The 25,163-nt window shown below is 67.2% G+C and carries 30 protein-coding genes and 1 tRNA gene; 20 read left to right on the top strand and 11 right to left on the bottom strand.

Annotated features, from left to right (window positions below):
* Positions 1–3: 3 nt before the first annotated feature.
* Together ACW18B_RS00205 and ACW18B_RS00200 are read left to right on the top strand one after the other, a co-directional pair.
* A complete protein-coding gene (locus tag ACW18B_RS00205) occupies positions 4–1,296 on the top strand; it encodes a Xaa-Pro dipeptidase (protein WP_492048849.1) in 1,293 nt (430 codons plus the stop codon).
* A gap of 120 nt (positions 1,297–1,416) precedes the next feature.
* Positions 1,417–1,656 carry a hypothetical protein gene (locus ACW18B_RS00200; RefSeq protein ID WP_492048848.1) on the top strand — a complete coding sequence of 80 codons (240 nt, stop codon included), beginning with the start codon at positions 1,417–1,419 and terminating at the stop codon, positions 1,654–1,656.
* Here the strand turns inward: ACW18B_RS00200 and ACW18B_RS00195 are convergent.
* From ACW18B_RS00195 to ACW18B_RS00170, 6 genes are all read right to left on the bottom strand, one after another.
* Positions 1,653–2,237: a TetR/AcrR family transcriptional regulator gene (locus ACW18B_RS00195; protein WP_492048847.1), complete on the bottom strand. Its 585-nt coding sequence runs from the start codon at positions 2,235–2,237 to the stop codon at positions 1,653–1,655. The two genes, ACW18B_RS00200 and ACW18B_RS00195, sit on opposite strands and share 4 nt — an antisense overlap.
* A 126-nt stretch (positions 2,238–2,363) precedes the next feature.
* Complete coding sequence (locus ACW18B_RS00190) at positions 2,364–3,488, bottom strand: aromatic ring-hydroxylating oxygenase subunit alpha (protein ID WP_492048846.1); 1,125 nt, start codon at positions 3,486–3,488, stop codon at positions 2,364–2,366.
* 130 nt (positions 3,489–3,618) lie between these two features.
* The gene (locus ACW18B_RS00185; RefSeq protein WP_492048845.1) at positions 3,619–5,262 is read right to left on the bottom strand and encodes a phytoene desaturase family protein; all 1,644 of its coding nucleotides are present in this window, start codon (positions 5,260–5,262) and stop codon (positions 3,619–3,621) included.
* Positions 5,263–6,232: 970 nt separating this feature from the next.
* On the bottom strand, positions 6,233–8,113 hold the full coding sequence (locus ACW18B_RS00180) for a polysaccharide biosynthesis protein (RefSeq protein WP_492048844.1): 1,881 nt from the start codon (positions 8,111–8,113) through the stop codon (positions 6,233–6,235).
* Between the two features lie 83 nt (positions 8,114–8,196).
* Positions 8,197–9,414, bottom strand: coding sequence for a molybdopterin molybdotransferase MoeA (locus tag ACW18B_RS00175; protein WP_492048843.1), 1,218 nt, complete (start codon positions 9,412–9,414; stop codon positions 8,197–8,199).
* 2 nt (positions 9,415–9,416) lie between these two features.
* The gene (locus ACW18B_RS00170; RefSeq protein ID WP_492048842.1) at positions 9,417–10,241 is read right to left on the bottom strand and encodes a ferredoxin--NADP reductase; all 825 of its coding nucleotides are present in this window, start codon (positions 10,239–10,241) and stop codon (positions 9,417–9,419) included.
* 262 nt (positions 10,242–10,503) lie between these two features.
* Between ACW18B_RS00170 and ACW18B_RS00165 the strand changes: the two genes are divergently transcribed.
* Complete coding sequence (locus tag ACW18B_RS00165; protein ID WP_492048841.1) at positions 10,504–10,902, top strand: hypothetical protein; 399 nt, start codon at positions 10,504–10,506, stop codon at positions 10,900–10,902.
* Between the two features lie 60 nt (positions 10,903–10,962).
* Here ACW18B_RS00165 and ACW18B_RS00160 read toward each other — a convergent pair whose 3' ends face one another.
* A complete protein-coding gene (locus ACW18B_RS00160; protein WP_492048840.1) occupies positions 10,963–11,160 on the bottom strand; it encodes a hypothetical protein in 198 nt (65 codons plus the stop codon).
* A 294-nt stretch (positions 11,161–11,454) separates the two neighbouring features.
* Here ACW18B_RS00160 and ACW18B_RS00155 point away from each other — a divergent pair.
* From ACW18B_RS00155 to nusG, 3 genes are all read left to right on the top strand, one after another.
* Positions 11,455–11,530, top strand: a tRNA-Trp gene (locus ACW18B_RS00155).
* A 65-nt stretch (positions 11,531–11,595) separates the two neighbouring features.
* Positions 11,596–11,907, top strand: coding sequence for a preprotein translocase subunit SecE (gene secE / locus ACW18B_RS00150; RefSeq protein ID WP_492048839.1), 312 nt, complete (start codon positions 11,596–11,598; stop codon positions 11,905–11,907).
* A 9-nt stretch (positions 11,908–11,916) separates the two neighbouring features.
* The gene (gene nusG, locus ACW18B_RS00145; protein ID WP_492048838.1) at positions 11,917–12,474 is read left to right on the top strand and encodes a transcription termination/antitermination protein NusG; all 558 of its coding nucleotides are present in this window, start codon (positions 11,917–11,919) and stop codon (positions 12,472–12,474) included.
* Positions 12,475–12,600: 126 nt separating this feature from the next.
* Here the strand turns inward: nusG and ACW18B_RS00140 are convergent, their stop codons facing one another.
* The 3 genes from ACW18B_RS00140 to ACW18B_RS00130 form a co-directional block, all read right to left on the bottom strand.
* A complete protein-coding gene (locus tag ACW18B_RS00140) occupies positions 12,601–13,677 on the bottom strand; it encodes an ISAs1 family transposase (protein WP_492047290.1) in 1,077 nt (358 codons plus the stop codon).
* Between the two features lie 423 nt (positions 13,678–14,100).
* Positions 14,101–14,286, bottom strand: coding sequence for a hypothetical protein (locus ACW18B_RS00135; RefSeq protein ID WP_492051810.1), 186 nt, complete (start codon positions 14,284–14,286; stop codon positions 14,101–14,103).
* A gap of 83 nt (positions 14,287–14,369) precedes the next feature.
* Positions 14,370–14,723, bottom strand: a complete 354-nt coding sequence (locus tag ACW18B_RS00130; RefSeq protein WP_492048837.1) for a PRC-barrel domain-containing protein — start codon at positions 14,721–14,723, stop codon at positions 14,370–14,372.
* Positions 14,724–14,973: 250 nt separating this feature from the next.
* Here ACW18B_RS00130 and rplK point away from each other — a divergent pair, with 250 nt between their 5' ends.
* The 6 genes from rplK to ACW18B_RS00100 all read left to right on the top strand — a co-directional run bounded on the left by rplK (position 14,974) and on the right by ACW18B_RS00100 (position 18,363).
* Positions 14,974–15,405 carry a 50S ribosomal protein L11 gene (gene rplK, locus ACW18B_RS00125; protein WP_492048836.1) on the top strand — a complete coding sequence of 144 codons (432 nt, stop codon included), beginning with the start codon at positions 14,974–14,976 and terminating at the stop codon, positions 15,403–15,405.
* A 3-nt stretch (positions 15,406–15,408) separates the two neighbouring features.
* Entirely contained in the window at positions 15,409–16,095 is a 687-nt protein-coding gene (rplA, locus tag ACW18B_RS00120; RefSeq protein ID WP_492048835.1) for a 50S ribosomal protein L1, read from the top strand.
* 138 nt (positions 16,096–16,233) lie between these two features.
* Positions 16,234–16,473, top strand: a complete 240-nt coding sequence (locus ACW18B_RS00115) for a type II toxin-antitoxin system VapB family antitoxin (protein WP_492048834.1) — start codon at positions 16,234–16,236, stop codon at positions 16,471–16,473.
* On the top strand, positions 16,473–16,868 hold the full coding sequence (locus ACW18B_RS00110; protein ID WP_492051808.1) for a type II toxin-antitoxin system VapC family toxin: 396 nt from the start codon (positions 16,473–16,475) through the stop codon (positions 16,866–16,868). The genes ACW18B_RS00115 and ACW18B_RS00110 overlap by 1 nt, the downstream gene beginning before the upstream one ends.
* Positions 16,865–18,079 (top strand): BaiN/RdsA family NAD(P)/FAD-dependent oxidoreductase, encoded by a 1,215-nt coding sequence (locus ACW18B_RS00105; protein WP_492048833.1) that lies wholly within the window; start codon positions 16,865–16,867, stop codon positions 18,077–18,079. The genes ACW18B_RS00110 and ACW18B_RS00105 overlap by 4 nt, the downstream gene beginning before the upstream one ends.
* A gap of 68 nt (positions 18,080–18,147) precedes the next feature.
* On the top strand, positions 18,148–18,363 hold the full coding sequence (locus ACW18B_RS00100; RefSeq protein ID WP_492048832.1) for a DUF4287 domain-containing protein: 216 nt from the start codon (positions 18,148–18,150) through the stop codon (positions 18,361–18,363).
* 20 nt (positions 18,364–18,383) lie between these two features.
* Here the strand turns inward: ACW18B_RS00100 and ACW18B_RS00095 are convergent, their stop codons facing one another.
* Entirely contained in the window at positions 18,384–18,986 is a 603-nt protein-coding gene (locus tag ACW18B_RS00095; protein WP_492048831.1) for a bifunctional transcriptional activator/DNA repair enzyme AdaA, read from the bottom strand.
* A 133-nt stretch (positions 18,987–19,119) separates the two neighbouring features.
* Here ACW18B_RS00095 and ACW18B_RS00090 point away from each other — a divergent pair, with 133 nt between their 5' ends.
* The 8 genes from ACW18B_RS00090 (at position 19,120) to ACW18B_RS00055 (ending at position 25,108) form a co-directional block, all read left to right on the top strand.
* Positions 19,120–19,533, top strand: coding sequence for an SRPBCC family protein (locus tag ACW18B_RS00090; RefSeq protein WP_492048830.1), 414 nt, complete (start codon positions 19,120–19,122; stop codon positions 19,531–19,533).
* A 161-nt stretch (positions 19,534–19,694) separates the two neighbouring features.
* Positions 19,695–20,465 (top strand): SDR family NAD(P)-dependent oxidoreductase, encoded by a 771-nt coding sequence (locus ACW18B_RS00085; RefSeq protein ID WP_492048829.1) that lies wholly within the window; start codon positions 19,695–19,697, stop codon positions 20,463–20,465.
* A gap of 355 nt (positions 20,466–20,820) precedes the next feature.
* The gene (gene rplJ / locus ACW18B_RS00080) at positions 20,821–21,339 is read left to right on the top strand and encodes a 50S ribosomal protein L10 (protein ID WP_492048828.1); all 519 of its coding nucleotides are present in this window, start codon (positions 20,821–20,823) and stop codon (positions 21,337–21,339) included.
* A gap of 45 nt (positions 21,340–21,384) precedes the next feature.
* Positions 21,385–21,768, top strand: a complete 384-nt coding sequence (rplL, locus tag ACW18B_RS00075) for a 50S ribosomal protein L7/L12 (protein WP_492048827.1) — start codon at positions 21,385–21,387, stop codon at positions 21,766–21,768.
* Between the two features lie 244 nt (positions 21,769–22,012).
* Complete coding sequence (locus ACW18B_RS00070) at positions 22,013–22,936, top strand: RDD family protein (protein WP_492048826.1); 924 nt, start codon at positions 22,013–22,015, stop codon at positions 22,934–22,936.
* Positions 22,933–24,096, top strand: a complete 1,164-nt coding sequence (locus ACW18B_RS00065) for a GYF domain-containing protein (protein WP_492048825.1) — start codon at positions 22,933–22,935, stop codon at positions 24,094–24,096. Before ACW18B_RS00070 ends, ACW18B_RS00065 begins: the two co-directional genes overlap by 4 nt.
* Positions 24,097–24,138: 42 nt before the next feature.
* On the top strand, positions 24,139–24,297 hold the full coding sequence (locus ACW18B_RS00060; RefSeq protein WP_492048824.1) for a hypothetical protein: 159 nt from the start codon (positions 24,139–24,141) through the stop codon (positions 24,295–24,297).
* Positions 24,298–24,427: 130 nt separating this feature from the next.
* Positions 24,428–25,108 carry a type 1 glutamine amidotransferase domain-containing protein gene (locus tag ACW18B_RS00055; protein ID WP_492048823.1) on the top strand — a complete coding sequence of 227 codons (681 nt, stop codon included), beginning with the start codon at positions 24,428–24,430 and terminating at the stop codon, positions 25,106–25,108.
* Positions 25,109–25,163: the final 55 nt, after the last annotated feature.

The raw sequence follows: 25,163 nt of genomic DNA, 5'->3' as shown, positions 1-25,163 counted from the left end.
GCCTTGTTCACTCGTCTTGCCACGTTCGCGGCCGCTGGCCTCGCCATCCTGTCGCCGCTGGCGGCTCAGGCCCAGGGGAAGCCGACCTATGTCCATGCCGGCAAGCTGATCGACACCGGGGCCGGCAAGGTGCTGACCAATCAGCTGATCCGGATCGAAGGCGAGCGGGTCGTGGCGGTGGGCCCCTGGAGTCAGGCGCCCGCCGACGGACCGGTGCTGGACTGGTCGGGTCTGACCGTTCTGCCCGGTCTGATCGACATGCACACCCACCTCGTCGATGAGGAGCAGACCGACAATATCGCCCAGCCGCTGCTGACCACGGCCGCCCAGCAGGCCTATATCGGCGCGGCCCATGCGCGGGTGACCCTGATGGCCGGCTTCACCAGCGTGCGCGACGTCGGCACGTGGCGGGCGTTCGGCGACGTCGCCCTGCGCGACGCGATCGACAAGGGCTTCGTGCCCGGCCCGCGCATGTCGGTGGCCGGGGCCTATATCACCGCGCCCGGCGGCGGCGGCGAGATCACCGGCATCGCCGCCGATGTCGGCATTCCGGCCGAGATGCGGCGCGGGGTGGTCGAGGACGCCGCCGACACCCATCGCAAGGCGCATGACATCCTGGTGCATGGCGCAGACTTCCTGAAGCTGATCGCCACCGGCGCGGTCCTGACCGAGGGCACCGAGCCGGGCCAGCTGGAGCTTTCCGAGGACGAGATCCGCGCCGCTGTCGAGGAAGCCGCCAAGCGCGGGACCTACGCCACCGCCCATGCTCACGGCGCCGAGGGGATCAAGGTCGCGGTGCGGGCCGGGGTGCGCTCGATCGAGCACGGCTCGCTGATCGACGATGAGGGCATCGCCCTGATGAAGGCCAAGGGCGCCTGGCTGGTCGCCGATGTCTATAACGGCGACTTCATCGACGCCTATGGAACCGAGCACCACTGGCCCGAAGGCATGTTGCGCAAGAACCGCGAGACCACCGACGCCCAGCGCGAGGGTTTCCGCAAGGCGGTGAAGGCCGGGGTCAAGATCGCCTACGGCACCGACGCCGGCGTCTTTCCGCACGGGGATAACGCCCGGCAGATGCCCTATATGGTCAAGTACGGCATGACGCCGATGCAGGCGATCCAGTCGGCGACCACGGTGGCGGCGGCCCTGATGAGCAAGACCGGCCAGGTCGGCTGCGCGGCCGCGGGGTGCTATGCCGACCTGATCGCCGTGGCCGGCGACCCGCTGGCGGACATCGCCACACTCTCCTCGGTGGCCAAGGTGATGAAGGGCGGCGTGGTGGTGAAGGACTAGGCGGCGGATCCCTGGCCCGGGACATGCATTGTGCATTGCAGCGAAAATTTGCGGCGCCGCGATGAGACACCTGTCATAACGGCCCGGTAAGCATACCCTGGTTGGGTCAAGGAGTTCCACATGGCTGCCGAGCACACCTATTACGTCCGTCCCGTTTCCGGCGTCTGGCATGTGACCTGGAACGACGCGCCCGACCTGATCGGCTCCTGGTCCTGCCAGGCCGAGGCCCAGGCCGTCGCCGAGATGCTGGCCCGTCACATGCGCACCCAGGGCAAGACGGCCAAGGTTCAGGTTTCGGAACCCGAAGCCCGCCGCGCCAGCTGGGGTCGCAGCATCGTCAGCCATCAGACGGCAGCTTAGTTCAGCCAGCCCGCCAGGACGGTCTCGGCGATCGAGGCCGCTTCGGCGGGCGTGAAAGCTGTAGCGTCCAGACACAGTTCCAGCCACAGACCGTCGACCATGGCGGTCAGGGCTACGGCGGCCAGCCGGGTCTGAGCCACGCCGCAATCGACCAGCAAACCCTCCAGTCGCGCCCGATAGGCGGCGTAGCCCGCAGCGTGGATCGCGCCGATCGTCGGGCTGGTCTTCACCAGACTCCAGAAGGCGATCCAGGTCGCCAGCAGTTGCGGGTCCAGCACCGGCGGCGCGAAACTGGCGGTCAGATAGGCGGTGATCCGGGTCTTGGGATCGCGACCCGCCGCCGCGACCGCCGCCTCCAACGCCGCCTCGATCCTCTGGCCCACCGCCTCATAGGCCGCCGCGATCAGGGCGTCGACGCCGTCGAAATAGTGACGCAGCAGACCTGGCGACACGCCGGCTTCGGCGCAGATGCTCCGCACCGAAGCGCCGGCCACGCCATCCCGGGCCAGGACCGCCTCGGCGGCCGACACCAGGGCTTGACGGCGGACATCGGCGGTCTCGCGGGTGAAGGCGGCGCGCATGATCTTAGCCCTCCCCCTTGATGGGGGAGGGTTGGGTGGGGGTGATAGGGCGGTTCAGCCGCCACCGCCGCGTCACCCCCATCCCCGACCCTTCCCCCATCGAGGGGGAAGGGAGGAAAGCGCGCATCACCATCCCGTGGGCGGCCGGTCCAGCCGCGCTTCTGGAATGAGCGCTCGCATCTTGCGGCCGAAGCTGCGGAGCGAAACTTCCGTGCTGGCCAGCGGCCCGGCCGAGAAGCTGCGCGAGGCCATGCCCGCCTGCACCCGGGCGACCAGTTCGGTGTCCTCGGTATTGACCTGACGATTGATGCGCCAGTTGAGATAGCGCGCGGCCCTCATCTCCCGGCGATCGTCGGGCAGGGCGTAGGCGATCTCGCGGATCAGGGTCTGGGTGGCCGAGACCGGGATGAACTGCATGAAGTCCACCTGGTCGGGATAGATGTCGAAGGCGAAGTTCGGCCACAGCTTGAAATAGGTCCACAGCCGTTTGCGCTCCGGCGGCAGGTGCGGCACGTCAGGCAGCAGGTCCTGATAGAGCCGTTCAGAGGGGTTGTTCGACGGCTCGTCGATCAGTTGCCCCCACATCTTGTCGACCCAGGTTTCGGCCTCGACGCCATAGCCCTTGCCGAACAGCCGGGTCAGTCCCGGATGGGCGATCGGGATGTGCAGGCCGTCCGAATAGTTGTCGCTGATGTTCTTCCAGTTCACCGCGCGCGGCCGCAGGGTGACCCGGCCGAAGGGCTGCAGGTCTTCGAAGCGATAGGGCGCGACCTCGTGGTCGTAGGGGGCCATCATCTCGGCGACAGACGGGCCTTCGCCCTCCAGGCGCGTGAAGACGAAGCCGCGCCAGACCTCGACCTCCACCCTGGCCAGGCCCTGCCTGTCCATGTCCAGGGCGGGGTATTCGTCGCGGAACGGCACACCGATCAGTCGGCCGTCCAGGTCATAGGTCCAGGCGTGATAGGGGCAGATCAGCCGCGCGCAGTGGCCGCTGGGCCCGTCCACCAGCCGCGCGCCCCGATGGCGGCAGACATTGGTGAAGGCCCGCACGCCGCCGTCCCGGGCGCGGATGACCACGAGGCTTTCGCCGACGAAGTCCAGGGTGTGGAAATCGCCGGCCTTGGGGATGTCATTCAGATGGCAGACGATCTGCCACGAGGGCCGCAGGATCCTGTCCTGCTCCTCCTTGAAGAACCGGTCATTGCCGTAGATCCAGCCGGGCAGGCCCCAGTCTGATTGCGGGTCGGTCATCGCACGGGCCCCCTACGGGCTGCTGCGCAGCCGTCTTCCCCCGGAGGGGGAAGATGAAACGCGCCGACCTTCATCTTCCCCCTCCGGGGGAGGAGCGCCGCAGGCGCGGAGGGGGCCAGTCGCACGGCCCTCATCGCCCCACCGCCGACAGCTTCAGCGCCGTGACGAAGTCCTTGTCGCGCAGGATCTCGCGCGCGGCGTTGCGGCCGGGATTGCCCGAGACCCCGCCGCCCGGATGGCAGCCGGCGCCGCACATATAGAGGCCCTTCAGCGGCCCGCGGTGGCTGGCGTGGCCTAGGATCGGCCGCGCCGCCCACAGCTGATCCAGCGACATGTGGCCGTGCATGATGTCGCCGTTGACCAGGCCGAACTTCCGTTCGAGATCCACGGGCGACAGGATCATCCGGCCCACGACCGAGGCCTTGAAGTTCGGCGCCCAGTCATTGACGGTGTCGATGATCAGGTCGGCCGCCGCCTCGCGCTCGTCGTCCCACGAGCGGCCGTCGGGCAGGTCCCAGGCGAACTGCTGGCAGAACAGGCTGGCCACGTGCTGTCCGGGCGGGGCCAGGGTGGAGTCCAGGGTCGAGGGGATCAGCATCTCGACGATCGGCTTTTTGGAAATCCCGAACGCCTTGGCGTCGCGATAGGCCTCGTCCATGTAGTCCAGGGTCGGCGAGATCACGATGCCGCACTGGTGGTGCTCGGCGACGGCCTTGCCGGGCAGGCAGGTAAAGTCGGGCAACTCTGACAGGGCCACGTTCATCCGGAAGGTGCCCGAGCCGTTCTTGTAGCCCTTGATCGCCTTGGCGAAGGCCGGGGGCAGGGCCGAAGGGGCGATCAGCTTGCCGTACAGCAAGGATGGATTGAGGTTGGACGAGACGATCGGGGCCATGATCTGGCGACCGTCGACCAGTTGCACGCCCACCGCCCGGGCGCCGTCCTTGCCGGGCTCGACATGCACGGCCTCGACCGGAGCGTTGAGCAGGATCTCGACCCCGGCCGCCTCGCAGGCCCGGGCCATGGCCTGGGTGATCGCGCCCATGCCGCCGATGGCGTGGCCCCAGGCGCCCTTCTTGCCGTTCACCTCGCCGAAGGTGTGGTGCAGCAGCACATAGGCCGAACCCGGACTGTCGGGGCTGGCGAAATTGCCGACCACGGCGTCGAAGCCGAAACTGGCCTTGACCGCGTCGCTCTCGAACCAGCCGTCCAGGAAATCGCGGGCGCTCTTGGTGAACAGGTCCAAGAGGTCGCGTTTGCGCTCTTTGCTCAGCAGGGCCAGCCGCGTGCCCTGGCGCGCGCCGCGCAGCAGGCCGTGGAGACCGTCGCCGAGGTTTGGCGGCGTCTCGGCGGCCAGGTCGCGCAGCACGTCGCCGATTTCGTCCAGCATGGCGTAATAGGCCGGCAGCACCTCGGCGTCGCGCCGGCTGAACTGGCGGAAGGCCTCCTGGGTGCGCTCCAGCCCGCCGCCCAGCTTCAGATACCGGGTGTCGCTGATCGGCAGGAAGTTGGAGATCGGCCGTTCCACGATCTTCAGCCCCTGGCCGTGCAGGTCCATGTCGGCGATGACCCTGGGGCTCAGCAGGCTGACCGTGTAGCTGGCCACCGAATTGCGGAACCCGGGATGAAACGCCTCGGTCACCGCCGCCCCGCCGATCACGCCTCGCGCCTCGCAGATCGTGACCTTCAGCCCGGCCTTGGCCAGGTAGAAGGCGCAGACGAGGCCGTTATGGCCCCCGCCGATGATGACGGCGTCGCGGGTTTGGGCAGCGGCCATGTGAGGGTTCCCCGAGTTGAGGGGAGAGGTTGCTATACGAGTGTATAATAGGCAAGGGCGCGCGGCCTCGCTGCTTCACGCGGAAACCCGCTGAAGGGATGGGAAGGGCTGCGGAGCGTCCGGGCCTCGCCCGGATGTGAGTTTGATAAATACCGTTTCGACGAAGACGAACGCTCCGCGCAGCCGTTATCCGGGAGCATCGCCGGGATTGGCGGGGTTTTAACCCGCTCCGGTAGCTAGGCCCCCGACGGGCAGGGTGTTGGCGCACCCTGGACCGCATGAGCGATTTCAGCCCATGCCTGTTGCGCGTCATCGGTCGTCGGCGAGGGGAGTTCCCGGCGGTCTGGGCCTGGCCTCGACGCGGGACGGTCCTCGAGGGGTGTCCACGCTCCGCCAGACCCCGCCGGGCCTTCGACGACGGCCGACGGGCGCGACCCGCTCGACCACCCCTGCCAGTCGCAACGGTCGCCGTACGTGCGCCCTTCCCGTGCTGTCAGGTGAGATTGATTATGCGGGCGGTTTGAACGCCGGGGATAAGTTCGCGCGAGAAAGTTGTAAGGTGTTGAAATCGCGGAGCTGTGCCTCGCCATTGCCGGGATGGAGGGGCGTTTATCCCCGTGCTCGGCTCAACAAAGCCCGTCATCCCGCGCTTTATGCGCGGGATGACGGCGGTATTGCACCGGGCGCAACGCCCCGCCTCCGCGCCGGAGGGAGCCATCCCGAAATCTCCCGGCGAGACGATCGCCGGTCTCGACAGGTTGCAGCCTCCAAGAGATGTAAGGCTTGGCGCGACGCGGGGCGTCGGCTTTTGGGCGGGAAGCCAAGGCGTGCTTTCGAGCGTGAGCGGACGCTGGCAAGATCAGCTTATGGCTCTTTTTTCCGTTCTCTCCGGCCTTCGCCGGGGAGAACGGAAAAGGGTTTGGTCCCTAATCCCACACCGTCCATGAGACCGTCCGCTAACGGCGCCGTGTCAGGCCCGCGTGCGGGCCTTTTTGGCCGCCACAGCCAGTTCGGTCCCGCGAATGCGTTCGACCATGGCGAACAGCTGCGTGCGAACGCCAAACTCATCGCCGGCGATGGCGGCGGCTTCCAGGGCGGACAACAGTTCGGCCTCGATGATCGGCGTGGGGGTCATGGGCGCCGCCTCGATCACGCCCGGGGCCTTGGGGCGGGCGGTCTCGTTGACGTCGACCAGCACCTCGGTGAGCTTTTCGCCGGGACGCAGGCCGGTGATGCGGATCTCGATGTCGCGGTCGGGCGCCAGGCCCTGCAGCGCGATCATCCGGCGCGCCAAGTCGATGATCTTGACCGGCTCGCCCATTTCCAGGGTCAGGACCCCGGCCGGGGGCTCGGGCGAGGTGGTCGACAGGGCGACGGCGCGCAACACCAGTTGCACGGCCTCGGGAATGGTCATGAAGAACCGCTCGACCTCGGCGTCGGTCAGGGTGATCGGGCCACCGCGGGCGATCTGGTGCTGGAACAGGGGCACCACCGAACCGGCCGAGCCCAGCACATTGCCGAACCGCACGATGCTGACCCGGGTCTCGTGGCTGGAACCATACTGGCGCGCGAGGGCCTCGGCGACGCGCTTGGTCGCGCCCATCACGCTGGTCGGCGCCACGGCCTTGTCGGTCGAGATCAGCGCCATGTGCGCCGCGCCGAAGGCCCTGGCGGCCATGGCGACGTTGCGGGTGCCCAGCACATTGGTGCGGGCGCCTTCGCAAGGATGGTTCTCGACCATGGTCACATGCTTGAGCGCGGCGGCGTGGAAGACGATCTCGGGACGTTCGGCGGCGAACACCCGATCCAGCCGCGAGGCGTCACGGACGTCGCACAGCACTTCGCGGCGCGGCAGGGTGGGCCAGGTCTCGCCGATCTCGCGGTCGATGTGGAAGAGGTTGGCCTCCGAGACGTCCAGCATCGTCAGTTGCGCGCAGCCGCTGGCGGCGATCTGTCGGCAGAGTTCCGAGCCGATGCTGCCGCCGGCGCCGGTGACCAGAACCCGACGGCCGGAGACCAGGGCGCGAACCGGTTCCGGATCCAGCCGCACCGGCGGACGGCTGAGCAGTTCCTCGAGGCTGATTTCGCGCAGGGCGGTGGCGGTATGGCCCATCTCGACCACGCCATGACGGCGCAGCAGGCGCATGCCTTCGCTCTTCAGGCGGCCCAGACGCTCGGCCCCGAAGGCGCTCATCGGGCTGTCGGCCAGGAACAGGATGGCGGCGGGGGCCAGGCCGCCATCGCGCAGCTGGGCCAGCACCGCGTCAAAGGCGTTGATCGAGCCCAGAACGCAGACCCCGCGCAGTTCGTCGCCGGTTTCCTTGTCCAGCGGCGAGACCACGCCGACGGGGGCGTAGCGTTCATTCAGCCCGGTCGGGGCGCGCAGGAATTCTTCGGCCTCGGCGGCGGCGCCGACAATCAGCAGCCGTGGCAGGGCCGGATGGGTCGAGGCGGGGCGCAGGCCCAGCACCGATTCGAACAACACCCGCTCGTGCAGGCTGCGGCGCACCACCCGCAGGCTGGCCAGAAGGAAGACCTGGATCACGAAGGCGCCGATCAGGGCGCGCGCGCCTTCGAATCGCGACGTGGTCAGCCAGAGCAGCGCCGAGAAGACCAGGCAGGTGACGAGCGCAGAGCGGGCGAGGCGCAAGATGTCACTGGCCGCCACGAATCGCCACGGCACGCGCTCGACCTGGAGGGCCAGTTCAACCAGCAGGGCCGAGGCGGCGAACAGGGCCGCCTGGGGCAGAACGTGCATGTCGATCGAGGTGACACCGGCCAGAACGCGCCCGGCCAGGAAGGCCAGGAAGGCTAGCAGCGTGTGCGCTGCGATCTTTCCGGCACGACCCATGGATAAAACCTCTGCCTCAAAACGCCCGGCCGAAACCCGGAGTTAAGCGGGCTTAGCATGACAATTCGTCGCCGTCCCCTCGTTCACCCTCGCGCCAGAGGCAGAACCTCGACGATGTCGCCGACGAGAGCAGCGACCGCATCCGCGGGCCGACGGATTAAAGCATCGGCCCTGGAGAACACGCCGACCAGCGAGGAATCCTGATCGGGGAATGCCGTGGCGACTATTCGCCCTTGGGGATCGGTCGTCAGGGCCGCGCGCAGCCAGTGTTCGCGGGAGCCATTGGCCGGCAGGGGGAGGGCGAGGGCGGCGGCGTTCAGGACAGGAGCGGGGTCGCGTCCGGTCAGGGCCGCCAGAAGCGGACGCAGGAAAAGCTCGGCGCAGACCAGGGCCGAAGCCGGGTTGCCGGGCAGGCCCAGAACCCGTCGCCCGTCGGCCAGGACGCCAAACCAGGTCGGCTTGCCGGGGCGGACGGCGATGGTTTCGACCCGCAGCGACAGGCCCAGGCGCGCCATGGCCGGCTTGACCAGGTCATGGTCGCCAACCGAGGCCCCGCCGATGGTGACGATCAGATCGGCCTCGACCCCGCTTACCGCTGCGGCGATAGCCTCGGCGTTGTCGGCCGCTGCGGTCAGGCGGGTCGCCGATCCGCCCCAGGTCTCGACCAGGGCCGCCAGGGCGATGGAGCCGGACTCGAAGATCTGGTCGGGGGCGGGCGTCGCGCCGGGCTGGACCAACTCGTCGCCGGTGGCCAGCAGAACAACGCGGGGGCGGCGGGCGACCTGCAGCGTGGCGCAGCCTGCGGCGGCGGCCAGGGACAGCCGCCACGGATCGAGCCGAACGCCCGCGCTCAGAAGGCGGTCGCCGGCTTTGAAGTCGCCGCCCGCCGCTCGGATATGAGCGCGCGGGGTCTCGCCTGCGGTGAAGCCCACGCTCGCGCCGTCGCGCCGGGCCTCTTCCTGGATGATCACCAGATCGGCCCCGGCGGGGACTGGCGCGCCGGTGAAGATGCGGACCGCCTCGCCCGCGCCGACCTGGCCGGCATAGGCGCGCCCGGCGGCGCTCTCCCCGGCGATCCTGAAGCGGGCGTCCGGCGTCAGGTCGCTGCGGCGGATGGCCCAGCCGTCCATGGCCGAGGCGGCGAAGGGCGGCTGATCGCGGGTCGCGGTGACGTCCCGGGCCAGCACCCGGCCCAGGGCCGCCTCCAGGGTCACGGTCTCGACGCCCAGCAACACGGCGTCGGCCAGCATCCGCCCGCGGGCGTCGTCGACGGAGAGGTTTTTCAGGCCGGGCGGGGCCATGCCTAGCCGACGAAAGCGCGTTCGATGACGAAGTCGCCGGGCTCGGCGTTCGAGCCTTCCTTGAGGCCGTGGGCCTCCAGCAGGGCGGCGGTGTCCTTGATCATGGCCATCGAGCCGCACAGCATGGCGCGGTCATGCTCGGGATCGAAGCGGTCGCCCTCGATCCCCAGGTCGCGGAACAGCTGCCCGCTCTGGATCAGGTCGGTGAACCGGCCCTGGCGCTCGAACGGTTCGCGCGTGACGGTGGGATAGTAGACCAGTTGCGTCCGCGCCTCATCGCCGACCAGCGGATCGTCGAAGATCTCGGCGGTGAACAGGTCGCGATAGGCCAGCTCCTGCACTTCGCGCACGCCGTGACAGACGATGACCTTCTCGAAGCGACTATAGGCGTCGGGATCGCGGGCGACCGACAGCCACGGGGCCAAGCCCGTGCCGGTGCCAAACAGGAACAGGCGCTTGCCCGGGCGCACCGCGTCCAGCACCAGGGTGCCGGTCGGCTTCTTCCCCAGCAGGATCTGGTCGCCGACCTGGATCTGCTGCAGGCGCGAGGTCAGGGGGCCGTCGGGAACCTTGATCGAGAAGAATTCCAGTTCCTCGGCGAAGCTGGGCGAGGCGATCGAATAGGCGCGCAGGATCGGTTTCTTTTCGCCCAGCTCTTCGCGCGGCGGCAGGCCGATCATCACGAACTCGCCCGACCGGAAGCGGAAGCTGGCCGGACGGGTGATGGCGAAGCTGAACAGCCGGTCGGTCCAGTGTTTCACCCACAGGACGGTCTCGACGTACTGGGCGGACTCTTTGGCGGGCGAGGTGGTCGCAGTGGCCGTCATCTCTGTCTCGATCCTGGGCGCGGCTGACGCGCGATGATTATGACTGTCGCTACGGCCCTGAAGCGACCTGCGTGTCATGTGAGAAGAGCGGGGGCGATGTCAACTTTGCTCGTCCCTCAGGGTTTAGGGAAAATATTTCACAAACTCGTCAAAACGGGGTTTTGATTTTTCAAATAACGTCAAAATTGTGATTGCCGCCCCATAAAACCGGGCGCACTGTCGTGATTGCTTCGTTCGCGGAGCCAACGACAGGGAGGAACGTATGCGGGTATGGTTCACAGGAGCCGCCGCGGCGGCCAGTCTGGTAGCGTTTGGTTTGGCTGGTTGTAGCGATCAAGGCGCGAGCACAAAAGTCGCGCAGGCTCAGCAAGTGGTTCTTGAAGGCAAGTCGGTTACGGCGAGCGGCTGCGTTCGGCCGGTTGAAACGACGTCCTGCCTCGTGGTTCGGGGACGGGGCGGCGGATATTACGATATCAGCAGCGCCAGCCCGGCGCCGGACCCGGCCAGGGGCGTCGCCATTTCCCTGCAAGGCAAGGATATGGGGAAAAACACCGAATGCGGCCGCCAGCTGACGGACGTGCGGTGGTCCTATCTGGGCATCCAGTGCGCCGCGCCTGAGACCTCGGCCTCGGCCGAGAAAGGCGACAAGAAAGCGGGCTGACGTCACGTCAGGCCCGCGCGGGATCGATACGGGCGGCGCAGCGGCGACCGCCCGGCGGTTCTAGTCCTCGCCGGAGCCGGGATCGGTCTCGGTCTCGGACGATTTTGTGCTGTCCTCGGCGCCGCGAGGCTCGGTCGCGGGGCGAGGGGCCTCACCGTCCTGGGGCGGTGATCGGAGATTCTCGTTCTCGACCGCATGATTCGAGGGGCGGTCGGGCGCGGAGGCGCGATTGTCATTGGCCGTGGCGGACTGGGTCATACCGCATCAACGCGAGCCTGCTGCAGTTTGATCCGCGTTTGCGGCGATCTCTTTCTGATTTCATGGGGCGATCCGGGCCCAGGGACGGTCCGGCTTTAAGGCGTTTGGCGCCTCTGTCGCCGCGGTCGCGCGCAGGAACGCCGTCAAGAGGCCTTTGGGCGGCTTGCCCGGCGGAGACGACCCTGCTAAATGGCGCGGCTCTGGCGATTGGACCCAGCGCACCGACGGGCCTTGAAGGCCTCCGGCGCGCCGCCATTTGTCCAGAGACCGCGACCCGCGAGGGTCATGGTCTGCAGGAGTGTAGCTCAGCTGGTAGAGCGTCGGTCTCCAAAACCGAAAGTCGTGGGTTCGAGTCCCCCCACTCCTGCCATTATATGTTTTCGATAGGTCCGGTTCCCGGGCCCATCGTTTTGGAAAGTCGTGAGCCTCAAGAGCATGGCCAGGAAACCGGGTTCCAGCCCGTCCGCGATCAAGAGCCGAGCCGCCAAGACGGCGGCGGCGCTCGCGCCTGCCGGCGGCGCCCCCGCTGCGGCGGCGGCTGCGCCGAAGAAGCGCACGAATCCCGTGCAATTCTTCCGGGAAGTCCGCGCTGAAGCGCGCAAGATCACCTGGACCACCCGCAAGGAGACCTGGATCACCTCGGTGATGGTCTTCATGATGGTGGTCATGGCCGCCGTGTTCTTCTCGCTGGTCGACGGGCTGCTGGGCCTCGGCGCCAACGCCCTCCTCAAGTTCGCCGCGGGATAAGAAAAGACGATGAACACCGAAACCGCGTCCAACCCGAACCACAAGTGGTACATCGTCCACGCCTACTCGAATTTCGAGAAGAAGGTGGCCGAGAGCATCCGCGAGCAAGCCAAGAGCCAGGGGCTCGAGGACAGCTTCTCCGAAATCCTGGTTCCGACCGAGGACGTCGTCGAGGTTCGCCGCGGCCGCAAGATCAACGCCGAGCGCAAGTTCTTCCCCGGCTATGTGCTGGTGAAGATGAACCTCTCGGACGAAGCCTACCACCTGATCAAGAACACCCCGAAGGTCACCGGCTTCCTGGGCAGCGGCTCCAAGCCGATGCCGGTGTCGGAAAAGGAAGTTCAGCGCATCGTCGGCGCGATCGAAGAGGGCGTCGAGCGCCCCAAGACGGTCGTCATGTTCGAGATCGGCGAGAACGTCCGCGTCACCGACGGTCCGTTCGCCAGCTTCAACGGCTCGGTCGAGCAGGTCGACGAAGAGCGGGCCCGCCTGCGCGTCACCGTTTCGATCTTCGGCCGCGCCACCCCGGTGGAACTGGAATACGCCCAGGTCGAAAAGATCAGCTGATTTCGGCGTCATCGTCGGTTTGAGCTTTCAACAGCCCCGCGCCGGCAACGGCGTGGGGTTTTTGCTGTCCGGCGTCAGCGGACTCGCCCCCTCCGCGCTACGCGCTCCTCCCCCGGAGGGGCAGGGCTATCGCATATGGCCGAGTAGGGAGAAGAGGAAGGTGTCGTCCCAGCCGGCGCGCTTGATCTTTCCCTTTATGGAGCCCTTGTCGGGGTGCTGCCTGAGGGTGTTGAGGGCGAGTTTTCGCAGGAGGGCGAGGTTCTGGGGGGCATGGTCCTTTCGGCTTCGGGAGGCGTCTTCATCGAGGGCGACATCGAGGACCCAGTGGAGTTGGTTCTCGATGGTCCAGTGGGCTCGGGCGACCTGCAGCACCCTTTGGGGGGACAGTGGAGTCGAGAGCAGGAACCAGCGTACGATGGTATCCTGAGGCTGATCAGTTGGCTTTCGGCGGGTCTCGACGCGAGCGACAGCGGCCAGGCCAGGAAAGTCCATATCTGTCGCCGCAACGACGATGGCGGTGCGGCCCTCAAGCCGGTCGTGGGCGCGTTCAGGCCCATCGACGGCGCCGCAAGCGGCGTCGGCGGCCTGGGTCAGGACTTGAGCCTGGGCCAGCAGCTTGGGCTGGTTGGCCTTCAGCGCCAGGGCATAGTCGGCGCCAGCGTCGAGGATGGCCTGAGCGGTGTCCCTGCGGCAATGCAGGGCGTCGGCGGTGACGATGCAGCCCTGAAGATCCAACAGGGCCAGGGCCTGCTGGGCTCCCAGCACCTCGTTACGGCCCGGCGCCAGGCGCTGGCCGATGACCAGTCGAGCTTCGACGGCCCAGACATTGACCAGATGCAGTGGCGTGGCCTTGCGCCCGCGCTCATAGGCCCCGCGCAGCGCCTTGCCGTCGATGGCCACCACGCCCTTCAGAGCCCCGGCGAAGGCGGCCGTGAACTTGGCGAAGGCCGCCTCGAAGGGTTCGGGCTCAAGGTGGCGGAACACCCGACTGAAGGTGTCGTGGCTGGGCGGACCATGCTCCAGCTTCAGAACCTGACGCAGGCAATCAAGCTTGGCGCGCGCGAACAAGGCCATGTCGGTGCAGTCCTCGGCTCCGCACAGCAGCGCCGCCAGCGACACGAACATCAGCTCCAGCAGATCGTGCCGGGCATTGCCCGCCCGAGGATCTTCAACTTCCGAAAAAAAGCTCGAAAACGTCTCCACCGCGCCGTCTCCACACAACAGAAGACGCCCTTCAGAATCCGCTTCGACCTAAAAAATCGACTCCAAATCCATATGCGATAGCCCTGCCCGGAGGGGGAAGATGAAGGGCGCGGATCCATCTTCCCCCTCTGGGGGAGGACGACCTGCGAAGCAGGTCAGGAGGGGCCGGCGGCGTCGGCCGGGTAAGCGCCTCCCTCCGCGCCGCCGAAGGGAGCCCTCCTTACATCTCACGGCGAGACGCTCGCCGGTCTGGACAGGTTGCTCAAGGACGACGCTCTCGCGTCGCCGCAGAGCGGCGGCCCGCAGGGCCGTCCTTGACCAACCTGTCCAGACCGGCACGCTACAGCCTCCAAGAGATGTAAGGCTTGGCGCGACGCTGGGGCGTCGGCTTGCGGGACGGAAGCCAAGGCGTGCTTTCGACCCTTAGCGGACGCGCGCGATGATCCCTCTCCCAGAGGGAGAGGGAGGGACCCGCCGCGAAGCGGTGGGAGGGTGAGGGGTTACGAGGTTTGAGGGCGTGCCGGCACTCCGTCTGACTCCGTAACCCCTCACCCCAACCCTCTCCCTATGGGAGAGGGAGTCCGATCCACCCCATACCGCCGTTGGCAACGTCCGCTTCTCGGCGAAGCCGCCCGCCCGCTCCGGCAGCCTGGCCAAACGCCGGCTCGTCCGCGACGTCTAAGCCTCGCCCGTCACCAGATCTGCATCTCGGCCTCGTCGGCCGACATGCGGCCACGTTCGTCCATGGTTTCCCGAGTGATGTGGGACACGTAGCCGCCCAGGTCTGAGCGATAGGACAGGTCGCCCCAGGGGATCAGGATGTATCGCGATCCGCCCAGGCCGAAAAAGCCGTTGTCCGACACGATGACATGCGCCACCTGGCCGGTGCGCTTGTTGACCATGAAGTTGTGGACGTGGCCGACCTTCTTGTGATCGGTCCCGTAAACGGCCGTACCCTCCACACGGTCGGAGGCCACCAGCTCTCGGTCGCCGATCGTCTCGATCGGCGCATCGGGGCCTGTCATATCGACTTCGCGTTCGGGCATGGGGCGTCTCCTTGGGAGGGGAACGGTCGACGGTGATGGCGGTTCGCTGCGGCCGGCGAAGAATTTGCGCCGGCCCGGCCGGCCCGCCCCGCTGGACTCCCCCCGCCCCGCCTGCTACACGCCCCGCCTCGCTCCAGGACTCCGTCCCGGGGCGTGCTCGTCGTTATGACGGGTCCAAATCCGTGGAAGGGCCGCCAAGCCCGCACCACGGCTCACCAGCGAGGGCTCACCGCCTTCACGAGAGGATACAATGGCTAAAAAGATCCTGGGCTATATCAAGCTCCAGGTGAAGGCCGGCTCCGCCACGCCTTCACCGCCTATCGGCCCCGCACTGGGCCAGCGCGGCGTCAACATCATGGGCTTCTGTAAGGAGTTCAACGCGCGCACCGAGAACGTCGAAAAGGGCACCCCCCTGCCGACCGTGATCACGGTGTACCAAGACAAGTCGTTCACCTTCGTCACCAAGACGCCCCCGGCGACCCACTATCTCAAGCAGATCACCGGCCTGAAGTCCGGCGCCAAGCTGACCGGTCGCGAGACCGTCGGCGAAGTGACCCGCACCCAGCTGCGCGAGATCGCTGAAAAGAAGATGAAGGACCTGAACGCCAACGACATCGAGGCCGCGGCCAAGATCATCGAAGGCTCCGCCAAGGCCATGGGCCTGTCGATCGTGGAGGCCTAAGTCATGGCTAAGCAAGCCAAGCGCATTCAGGCCTGGACCGGCGATCGTGACGCCGTTCACACCGCCGCTGAAGCCATCGCCCTGGTCAAGGCCAACGCCAAGGCCAAGTTCGACGAGTCGATCGAGATCTGCGTCAACCTCGGCGTCGATCCGCGCCACGCCGACCAACAGGTCCGCGGCGTCGTGAACCTGCCGTCGGGCACCGGCCGCGACGTTCGCGTCGCCGTCTTCGCCAAGGACGCCAAGGCGGCTGAAGCCACCGCGGCCGGCGCTGAACATGTCGGCGCTGAAGATCTGTACGAAAAGATCGTCGGCGGCTTCATGGACTTCGACCGCGTCATCGCGACGCCGGACATGATGGCCCTGGTGGGTCGTCTGGGTAAGGTGCTGGGTCCGCGCGGCCTGATGCCGAACCCGAAGGTCGGCACCGTGACCCCGAACGTCGGTCAAGCCGTGAAGGACGCCAAGGGCGGCGCTGTCGAATTCCGCGTCGAAAAGGCCGGTATCATCCACGCCGGCATCGGCAAGGTCTCGTTCACCGACGAAGCCCTGCTGATCAACGTTAAGGCGATGATCGAAGCGCTCAACCGCTCCAAGCCCTCGGGCGCCAAGGGCATCTATGTGAAGCGTATCGGCCTGTCCTCGACGATGGGCCCGGGCTTCAAGGTCGACGCTTCGTCGGTCGCCTAAGCCTTTCGAGCTTTTGACTAATCGGCCCCATGGGCTGCCGGAACGGGCGCTGGAGAAATCCAGCGCTCGTTTTGCGTTTGGCGCTCGCGTTGTTTGGCCGGCTAGCCAGTGTTATGTTTCGGCTAGACGGAGGTTCCGATGGCCTTTCACATAAGAGATCCCGAAACCGATGCGCTGGTGCGTGAACTGGCGGAAAAGGCGCATGTCGGTATCACCGAAGCGGTGAAGCTGGCGGCGGCCGAAGCTTTGGCCACGCGCGAGAAGGCGCGGGAGGAGAAGCTTGCCAAGGCCCGGGCGATCTGCGCCGAGGTCGCCAGTTGGCCGCGCACCGGGTTGAAGGCCGATAAAGCCTTCTTCGACAGCCTGAACGACGAATGATGTTTATCGACGCCTCGGCTTGGACGGCCATGCTGTTGGAAGAGCCCGAGGCCGAAGCTTTCAGGGCCAAGTTGGCGGACGCGCCCATTGTCCTGACATCTGCAATTGCCTGTTGGGAGACCGTGCGAGCCGTCACGCGTGCAACCAGCCATGATCAGGGCGAAGCCGCCAAGAGACTTCACGATCTGCAATGGATCTTCGGCGCGGTGCTGGTTCCCATTGCTGCGGACGAGCAGACTCTGGCCCTCGAAGCCCACGCCCGCTTCGGCAAGGGCGTTCATCCCGCCAGGTTGAACATGGGCGACTGCTTCGCCTATGCCTGCGCACGGACCAACGGCGTTCCGTTGCTGTTCAAGGGCGACGACTTTTCCCTGACCGATATCGCGCCCGCGTGAGCGACGCGCCGATCCTCGACGTCGCCGTGATCGGCGGCGGGCCGGCCGGGCTGATGGCCGCCCAGGTGCTGAGCGCGGCCGGGCGCTCGGTGACGGTGTTCGAAAAGATGCCGACCTTCGGGCGCAAGTTCCTGATGGCCGGGCGCGGCGGGCTCAACCTCACCCATTCGGAAGACTTCGACCGGTTCGCGGGGCGCTATGGCGCTGCCAACGCGGCCCTGCGGCCGATGCTGGAGGCCTTTGCGCCCGCCGACCTGATCGCCTGGGCGCAGGACCTGGGGCAGGCGACCTTCGTCGGCTCCAGCGGTCGGGTGTTCCCCACCGTTCTGAAGGCCTCGCCGCTGCTGCGGGCCTGGCTGGCGCGGCTGGAAGGCCAGGGCGTGATCTTGCGGACGCGGGCGTCATGGCGGGGCTGGGACGCGGAGGGCGCTCTGGTGATCCATACGCCGGATGGCCCCGAGGCCGTGCGGGCCCGCGCGGTGATCCTGGCCCTGGGCGGGGCCAGCTGGGCGCGGCTCGGCTCTGACGGCGCCTGGACGCCGCTGCTGGAAGCGCGCGGCGCGAGGGTGGCGCCGTTCGTCGCCGCCAACAGTGGTTTCGACGTCGCCTGGAGCCCGGTGTTTCGCGAGCGGTTCGCCGGCCAACCGCTGAAGAATGTCGGCCTGAGGCTGGGCGACGTCTCCGCGCGCGGCGACGCCATGATCGCCGGCTATGGCCTGGAAGGCGGGGCGGTCTATGCCCTGGGGGCCGCGCCGCGCGAGGCGATTGCAGCGACGGGCAGGGCGATGGTCGAGATCGACCTCCGGCCGGACCTGTCGCGGGAGGTCCTGGCCGCGCGTTTGGCAAAGGCCCGCAACGGTCAGTCCCTGGCCAACTTCCTGCGCAAGGCCGCGCATCTGTCGCCGGTCGAGGTCAACCTGCTGCGCGAAGCCCATGGCCTGGACCTGCCAGTCGACCCGCTGGCCCTCGCCGACGCCATCAAGACCGCGCCGGTCGCCCTGACCGGCGTCCAGTCGCTGGAGCGGGCGATCTCATCAGCCGGCGGTCTGACCCTGGACTCCCTGGACGGCCTGGAGCTGAAGGCCGCCCCCGGCGTGTTTGTGGCCGGCGAGATGCTGGACTGGGAAGCGCCGACCGGCGGCTATCTGCTGCAGGCCTGTTTCGCCACCGGGGTGGCGGCGGCGCGGCAGGTGCTGGCGCGGTTGGGGTAGGGCGGTCGCACCGTTGCACGCGCCTCGCCATATTGGCTAGCCTGCCCCGAGGTGTGCGAGGGGGCGACATGGCTGACGAGAAGGTGAAAGGACCGGCGTCCTATTTCCCATCGATCGAGAAGACGTACGGGCGACCGATTGCGGAATGGCAGCAGCAGGTCCGCGACCGCTATCCCGCCAAACACATGGACCTGGTGGCGATGCTGAAGGGTGAGCACGGGCTGGGCCATGGGCACGCCAATGCGATCGTCGCCTATACGCTGGCCCAGGACGGCCTGAAGTAGGCGAGGCCGCCGATGGACAGCTAGACAGGGACTTTCGGGCCCTTGCCGCGCCGAATGTCCGTCGGCGCGCGATGATAGATCTCGCGAAAGGTCGCATTGAAGCTGCGCAGGCTGGAAAAGCCGGCCTGGCCGGCGATCTCGGTCATCGACAGGTCGGTGCCGTCGATCAGCCGCTTGGCGCGCTGGACCCGGGCAGTGCGGGCCACTTTCGACGGCGTTGACCCCAGGTGAACGCGGAACAGGCGCGACAGGTGGCGCGGTCCTATGCCCAGGCGTTCGGCCAGGGTCGTGACGTCGGCCTGGTCCAGGGCGCCCTCCTCGATCAGGCGCAGGGCTCGACCAACGGTGGCGCGCACGCCCATCCAGGCGGGCGACAGCGGCGCGGTCTCAGGGCGGCAGCGCAGGCAGGGGCGAAAACCCGCGCCCTCGGCGGCCGAGGCGCTGGGATAGTAGCGAACGTTCTTGGTCAGAGGCTGGCGCACCGGGCAGACGGGCCGGCAATAGATCCGGGTCGAGGTGACGCCGATAAAGATCAGGCCGTCATAGGCCGCGTCACGGCTATGGCGCACGCGCTCGCAGAACGCGAAATCCAGCGTCAGGGCCGGGGCGTCCGATCCGTCCATGGCGATCTCCGTTCCCGGCACAATAGCGCACGGGCGGCCCGGCGCACCCCCTGGGCGGTTGACCAGGTCCGTTTCCTGCCAGTCGCCCGACCGGTCCGCTGCTAGGGCTTGGCGGCCAAAGAGGGAGAACACCATGGCCTCGATCCACCAGGAAATCCTCATCGACGCGACGCCAGACACCGTGTGGGAGGCGGTCGCCGATGTCGGCGCGCTGCATACGCGGCTGGCGCCGGGCTTTGTCGTCGACACCCAACTGGTCGCCAGCGCGGACCCGGTGGTTCGGATGGTCACCTTCGCCAACGGCGCGGTGGCCAAGGAGGTGATTGTCGATCGCGATGACGTTCGTCGCCGGCTGGTCTGGACGATCCAGGGCGAGACCGTGACCCACCACAACGGCGTCATGCAGATCTTCGCCGCCGCCGCCGGCCAATCCCGCGTGGTTTGGACCGCCGACGTCCTGCCGCACGCGTTGGCGGCGGTCTACGGGCCGGCGATGGGGGTGGGGCTGGAGATCATGAAGCGGCATCTCGAGGGGCCGGCGGCGTGAATTGGCGGATATTTCGCCGACTGCTGGGCCGGGCCGGCGAAAAATTCGCGTCGCCGCGCGCCTGATTTTTGCAGGCCTAGCGAACCGCGTCATGCAACGAAGCCGGCGCGCTAGCGGTTTAAGGCGCCGTGGGGGGAAACGCTTTTAGTAAGGATGTTCCCATGACACGAGTTCTCGACGGCAAGGTCGCCGTCATCACCGGCGCGGCCGGCGCGATCGGCTCCGCGACCGCTAAGCTGATGGCCGAGCGCGGCGCGACGATCTTTGCGGTCGATATCCCTGGCGCCGAGTGGTCCAAACTGAAGGCTGCCCTGCCCAAGGACGCCAAGCTGGTCACGGCCGAAGCCGACGTCACCGACGAGGCGTCGGTGAAGGCCTATGTCGACAAGGCCAAGGCCGAATGCGGCCGGATCGACATCTTCTTCAACAACGCCGGCATCGAAGGCCCCGTCCAGCCTATCGAGGCCTATCCCCTCGACGCCTTCATGAAGGTGCTGACGGTCAATGTCGCCGGGGTGTTCCTGGGTCTGAAATACGTCCTGCCGGTGATGTACGCCCAGGGCGGCGGCAGCATCATCAACACCTCCAGCGTCGCGGGGCTGATCGGCTCGCCGGGCATGGCCGGCTACAACACCTCAAAGCACGCGGTGATCGGCGTCACGCGCGTGGCGGCCGTCGAAGCCGCGCCGAAGGGCGTGCGGGTCAACTGCGTCAATCCCGGCCCGATCGAGAGCCGCATGATGCAATCGATCAACGGCGGTCAGTCGGCTGACGCCAAGGCCGCCCACGACCAGACCAGCGCCATGGTTCCGGCCAAGCGCTACGGCACGCCCGAAGAGGTTGCGGGCCTGGTGGCCTTCCTGGCTTCGGATGATGCGAGCTACTGCAACGGCGGCTTCTACACCGTAGACGGCGCGCTCAGCGCGACCTGACAGACCCTGCTCGGCGCGGGCTTAAGCCTGCGTCGGGTGGTTCCTGTCGCCCCCGGTTGAAATCCCCCGCCAAACCGTCTATACGCCGCTCCTTCTCCGTCGGGCTCGCCCGGCGAAGACCTGTTTGTGAACAGCGGGGCGTGGGGTCACCAACGCCATAATCGAGGAAGAGCCCTTCCTCACCGTCGGGAGACAGGGATAGAGAAGCCAACGCCATTCTTCCTTTACGGATGAGACGCGTGGCCGACTTTCCTTGGAACAGGCTGACGTCACTCGCATGCGGGAGCGATCGCGCACGTTTGTGATGTTTGGCTGCCGGAATAGTCCGGCCGCTGTCATTGAGTAGGAGACCGCAATGGACCGCGCTCAAAAGCAGGAGTCGATCGAGTCGCTGAAAAGCGTATTCGCCGACGCCGGCGCTGTCGTCGTGACCCACTATATGGGCATGACCGTTGCGGAAATGACTGAACTGCGTGCCCGTCTCCGCAAGGAAGACGCCACGTTCCAGGTGGTGAAGAACACCCTGGTCCAGAAGGCCCTCGGTGGCTCGATCGGCGAAAAGGGCGACGCCCTGTTCACCGGCCCGGTCGCCATCGCCTTCGGCAAGGACCCGGTCTCCGCCGCCAAGATCGTCACCCAGTACGCCAAGGAAAACGAGAAGCTCAAGCTTGTCGGCGGCATCCTGGGTCAGACGACGGTTCTGGACGAAGCTGCGGTGCGGGCGCTCGCCACGCTGCCGTCGCTGGATCAGATCCGTGGCAAGCTTATCGGCCTCATCCAGGCTCCGGCGACCAAGATCGCTGGCGTCCTGCAGGCCCCGGCTGGCCAACTTGCTCGCGTCTTCAACGCTTATGCGACCAAAGACGCCGCCTAACGGTCATCTCCGCGTACATCCCTCATTCGTTTTAGGAAACTGAACATGTCCAAGCTCGAAAAGCTGGTTGAAGAACTCTCCACCCTGTCGGTCCTCGAAGCCGCTGATCTGTCCAAGATGCTGGAAGAAAAGTGGGGCGTTTCGGCCGCTGCTCCCGTCGCCGTCGCCGCTGCCGGCGGCGCCGCCGCTGCTCCGGCTGAAGCCGCCGAAGAGCAAACCGAGTTCACCGTTGTTCTGACCGCCGGTGGCGACAAGAAGATCAACGTGATCAAGGAAGTCCGCGGCGTCCGTCCGGACCTCGGCCTGAAGGAAGCCAAGGACCTGGTCGAAGGCGCTCCGCAGAACGTCGTCGAGAACGTTTCCAAGGCCCAGGCCGAAGAAATCGCCAAGAAGCTGACGGAAGCCGGCGCGACCATCCAAATCAAGTAATCCTGGTCGCTTCGGCGACTGAGATTCTCCCGGCTCCGGCTGGGATGATGATTTAAGAAACGGCCCTGGCGGGAAACCGCCGGGGCCGTTTTTGTTGTGCGGTTCCCCCGACAGCTGAACTGGCTCGCTTCAGGAGAGAAGGCAGGTGGGGCGCCGTTCCTTGTTCGCGTAGAGGTAGCGGACGGGGGCGCTGATGTCTAAACGGTACTGGAGTTATGCGGGGCCTTTTGGCGAAGGCGGTCCCGTGTCCATCGACGAGGTCGCCCTGCTGCTCAGAGAGCGCATGCTCACGGCAGAGACGCCGGTGCGCCCGGTGGAGTCCATGAGCTGGGCGCCGTTGTCCGTCTGGCTGCCGGAGCTGGTTCCATTCGCGGTCAAGGCGTCGCCCCCGCCGCTTCGCGATCCCGCACCGACCGCTCCATCCGTCGCGCCACCGCCGCCGCCGCCTCCGGCTCCACCGCCGCCTCTGCCGCCGGCGCCGGTCGCCCCGCCCGTTGCGCCGCCGCAGTCGCCTCCGGTATCGCCGCGCGTCCCGCCGCGCGTGCTTCTCGATGAGCTTGGCCCGCTTGCGCCCCCCGGCGCCGAGCCTCCGCCGCTGCCGGCCAAGGGGGCCTGGACCGACCGCAAGCCCCATCCCTGGCGGCGTTATTTCGCCCGGCTGCTCGACACCGCCTTGACGGGGAGCCTGACCTGGACCGCTTTCAGCATCGTTTTCTTCCTCGTCGCGCCTTTCCAGGCCGAACGGTTCTTCAAGCTTTTCGAGGGGCCGATTGGCAGCATTCTGGACACCATGCTGACGCTGGTGGTGGTGATCCCCGGCAATGCGCTGATGATCGGCCTGACGGGGCTCTCGATCGGCAAGTGGCTATGCGGGATCAAGGTCGTGCGTCCCAATGGACGTCCGATCGGCGTCGGAGCGGCGTTTGGGCGTGAGATTCAGGTTTGGTTCCAGGGCTTGGGGATGGGGACGCCGCTGATTTCACTCTTCACCCTGATCGGCTCGTTCTCGAAGCTGAAAGACGAGGGGCGATCGCCCTGGGATCCATCCCGCAAGAGGGTGGTGCTGCACCGGCCGATGAACGGGCTGCAGATTTTCCTGATGATCGTCGCCGTTGTCCTGCTGATTGCCGCTAGGATCGGCATCTACATGCTGTCGAAGATATCGTGAGCGTCTGGCGAGTCGCCGGCCGCGATGGCCGGATCGCCACCTTCACTGAAGACGGGCTGCGGGACGCCGTCGCGCGGGGCCTGGTGGCGTCTGACAGCTTCGTCTGGCGCGAGGGGATGACGGACTGGGAACCCCTCGATGCGCACTTCCCGCGCGGGGCGGGCAGGCCGCGCGCCGACGGTGTGCTGGCGCGGATCTTTCGGGCCCTGGGACTGCTTCTGGCGACCTTGCTCTTCCTCGCCGCCTTCACCCTGAGCGTTGCGACTCTGGGCTTTGGCGCCTTGGAGGCTACGCCGGCCGCCTGGGTGGAAGCTTTGTGGATCGGCGAGGCCGGCGGCCTGGTCTTGGCGGCCTTCTTGCTGCTGACCGCCTGGTGGCGCGCGAGCCGGCGTTGGGACAGCGCCGAGGGGCGCGGCCTGATCCGCATCTTTGTCGCCATCTTCGCGCTCCTGGGCGCCGGGTTGGCTGGTCTGCAGGTCTTGCAGGCCAGCGCTGTGGGCCGCATCGCCTTGGTGACGGAGTCGATGCGGGACTACGCTTTCACCTACGACCCAAGGGGCCAGGTCCTGCGAATTCGGGGGCAGATCGGGCCCGGCTTCGCCACGGCCGTGGATCAGCGTCTGCGGGATCACCGCGTGCAACGGGTAGAGATCAACAGTCCCGGCGGGCTGACCGACGAAGCCTTGCGGGCCGCGCGTCGCCTGGAAGCGGCGGGCGTGACGGTGACGGCCCGGACCTTCTGCGCCAGCGCCTGCATCATCGTGCTGATGAGCGGCCGGCAGCGACTGGCCGACTACGACATGACGCTGGATTTCCACGCCTCTTCGGCCAGCGTCGAGCTCAACACTGATTTCTCGCGCTATATCCAGCGTAAGGCGGCGCAGGATGCCAGATCCTATCTGCTGCGGCGCGGCGCGCCTGCAGCCTATGTTCGCGAGGCCGACCGGCTTGGTCCCAAGACGATCTACCGTGTGCCGGCCGTGATCCTGGTGGAGCTCGGCGTCCTAACCGGTCTGGTTGATGGGGACGGGGCGCCGGTGGCGCTGGTCGAGGCTCAGGCCCGCCTCAGAGCCCAGGCGCCCGACGCTGCGCTCGCGCCCTATGCGCTTTCGCTGGAGGCGCTGGATCTCAACAAAGAGGACCCGTCGTCCGCACGGTGACGGCCGGACGCAACCGACCTGCGCGGACTGCGTTATCTCGGCATGCTCAAGCTCGCCGCCATCCTGCTCGTCCTGATGATCGTTTTCGGCATTCTCGGCTTCGTCGTGAACGTGGCGGGGGCCCTGGCCAAGATCGCGTTCTTCATCTGCCTGATCGGGCTGGCCGTGTCCCTGGCCGCCAAGGTCCTGCGCAAGACCTGAGCGTCCTGCCGAGCTTCGAGCGTCCGAACTTCTCCACGCTGAACGGTGCAACGTCCTGCGGTCCTGGGGGTTTTAGGAGCCGGGTTTGACACTCTCCCGGCCCTCCCTCTCTGCAAAGCATCGAGTCCCCATGCACATTCTGATGGTTCTGACCTCGCACGACCGCCTTGGCGACACGGGTCGCAAGACCGGCTTCTGGCTGGAAGAATTCGCCGCGCCCTACTATGCGCTGAAGGGCGCCGGCGCGACGCTGGTCCTGGCCTCGCCCGCCGGCGGGCAGCCGCCGCTGGATCCCAAGAGCGACGACGCCGACGCCCAGACCGACGACACCCGCCGCTTCAAGGCCGACCCTGACGCCCAGAACGCCCTGGCCCACACGGTGAAGCTGGCCGAGGTGAAGGCCGAGGAGTTTGACGCGGTCTTCTATCCCGGCGGCCACGGTCCGCTGTGGGATCTGGCCGAGGACGCCAAGTCCATCGCCCTGATCGAGACGATGATCGGCGCCGGCAAGCCGGTGGCCGCCGTCTGCCACGCGCCGGGCGTGCTGCGCCATGTGAAGGGCCCCGATGGCGAGGCCCTGGTGAAGGGCAAGCGCGTCACCGGCTTCGCCGACACCGAGGAGGAGGCCGTCGGCCTCACCGACGTGGCGCCGTTCCTGGTCGAGGCCGAACTCAAGGCCCTGGGCGGGGACTATTCCAAGGGCGCGGACTGGGGTCCGCACGTCGTGACCGACGGCCTGCTGATCACCGGTCAGAACCCGGCCTCCTCGCGCCCCGCGGCCGAGGCGCTTCTGGCGGCTCTGGCGAAATAGACCTGCCCGGCCGCGCTGTTTGTGACGGCGCGGCCGTGACCTAGGATCACGTCGC

Source organism: Caulobacter sp. FV2ps19, from assembly GCF_058681035.1.
This window is presented reverse-complemented; position numbering and strand designations above follow the sequence as displayed.

Excerpts from the sequence above, each read along its gene's own strand:
- ACW18B_RS00200 (WP_492048848.1), top strand. The coding sequence starts at position 1,417 with ATGGCTGCCGAGCACACCTATTACGTCCGTCCCGTTTCCGGCGTCTGG.
- ACW18B_RS00195 (WP_492048847.1), bottom strand. The coding sequence starts at position 2,237 with ATGCGCGCCGCCTTCACCCGCGAGACCGCCGATGTCCGCCGTCAAGCC.
- ACW18B_RS00190 (WP_492048846.1), bottom strand. The coding sequence starts at position 3,488 with ATGACCGACCCGCAATCAGACTGGGGCCTGCCCGGCTGGATCTACGGC.
- ACW18B_RS00185 (WP_492048845.1), bottom strand. The coding sequence starts at position 5,262 with ATGGCCGCTGCCCAAACCCGCGACGCCGTCATCATCGGCGGGGGCCAT.
- ACW18B_RS00180 (WP_492048844.1), bottom strand. The coding sequence starts at position 8,113 with ATGGGTCGTGCCGGAAAGATCGCAGCGCACACGCTGCTAGCCTTCCTG.
- ACW18B_RS00175 (WP_492048843.1), bottom strand. The coding sequence starts at position 9,414 with ATGGCCCCGCCCGGCCTGAAAAACCTCTCCGTCGACGACGCCCGCGGG.
- ACW18B_RS00170 (WP_492048842.1), bottom strand. The coding sequence starts at position 10,241 with ATGACGGCCACTGCGACCACCTCGCCCGCCAAAGAGTCCGCCCAGTAC.
- ACW18B_RS00165 (WP_492048841.1), top strand. The coding sequence starts at position 10,504 with ATGCGGGTATGGTTCACAGGAGCCGCCGCGGCGGCCAGTCTGGTAGCG.
- ACW18B_RS00160 (WP_492048840.1), bottom strand. The coding sequence starts at position 11,160 with ATGACCCAGTCCGCCACGGCCAATGACAATCGCGCCTCCGCGCCCGAC.
- secE (WP_492048839.1), top strand. The coding sequence starts at position 11,596 with ATGGCCAGGAAACCGGGTTCCAGCCCGTCCGCGATCAAGAGCCGAGCC.
- nusG (WP_492048838.1), top strand. The coding sequence starts at position 11,917 with ATGAACACCGAAACCGCGTCCAACCCGAACCACAAGTGGTACATCGTC.
- ACW18B_RS00130 (WP_492048837.1), bottom strand. The coding sequence starts at position 14,723 with ATGCCCGAACGCGAAGTCGATATGACAGGCCCCGATGCGCCGATCGAG.
- rplK (WP_492048836.1), top strand. The coding sequence starts at position 14,974 with ATGGCTAAAAAGATCCTGGGCTATATCAAGCTCCAGGTGAAGGCCGGC.
- rplA (WP_492048835.1), top strand. The coding sequence starts at position 15,409 with ATGGCTAAGCAAGCCAAGCGCATTCAGGCCTGGACCGGCGATCGTGAC.
- ACW18B_RS00115 (WP_492048834.1), top strand. The coding sequence starts at position 16,234 with ATGGCCTTTCACATAAGAGATCCCGAAACCGATGCGCTGGTGCGTGAA.
- ACW18B_RS00110 (WP_492051808.1), top strand. The coding sequence starts at position 16,473 with ATGTTTATCGACGCCTCGGCTTGGACGGCCATGCTGTTGGAAGAGCCC.
- ACW18B_RS00100 (WP_492048832.1), top strand. The coding sequence starts at position 18,148 with ATGGCTGACGAGAAGGTGAAAGGACCGGCGTCCTATTTCCCATCGATC.
- ACW18B_RS00095 (WP_492048831.1), bottom strand. The coding sequence starts at position 18,986 with ATGGACGGATCGGACGCCCCGGCCCTGACGCTGGATTTCGCGTTCTGC.
- ACW18B_RS00090 (WP_492048830.1), top strand. The coding sequence starts at position 19,120 with ATGGCCTCGATCCACCAGGAAATCCTCATCGACGCGACGCCAGACACC.
- ACW18B_RS00085 (WP_492048829.1), top strand. The coding sequence starts at position 19,695 with ATGACACGAGTTCTCGACGGCAAGGTCGCCGTCATCACCGGCGCGGCC.
- rplJ (WP_492048828.1), top strand. The coding sequence starts at position 20,821 with ATGGACCGCGCTCAAAAGCAGGAGTCGATCGAGTCGCTGAAAAGCGTA.
- rplL (WP_492048827.1), top strand. The coding sequence starts at position 21,385 with ATGTCCAAGCTCGAAAAGCTGGTTGAAGAACTCTCCACCCTGTCGGTC.
- ACW18B_RS00060 (WP_492048824.1), top strand. The coding sequence starts at position 24,139 with ATGCTCAAGCTCGCCGCCATCCTGCTCGTCCTGATGATCGTTTTCGGC.
- ACW18B_RS00055 (WP_492048823.1), top strand. The coding sequence starts at position 24,428 with ATGCACATTCTGATGGTTCTGACCTCGCACGACCGCCTTGGCGACACG.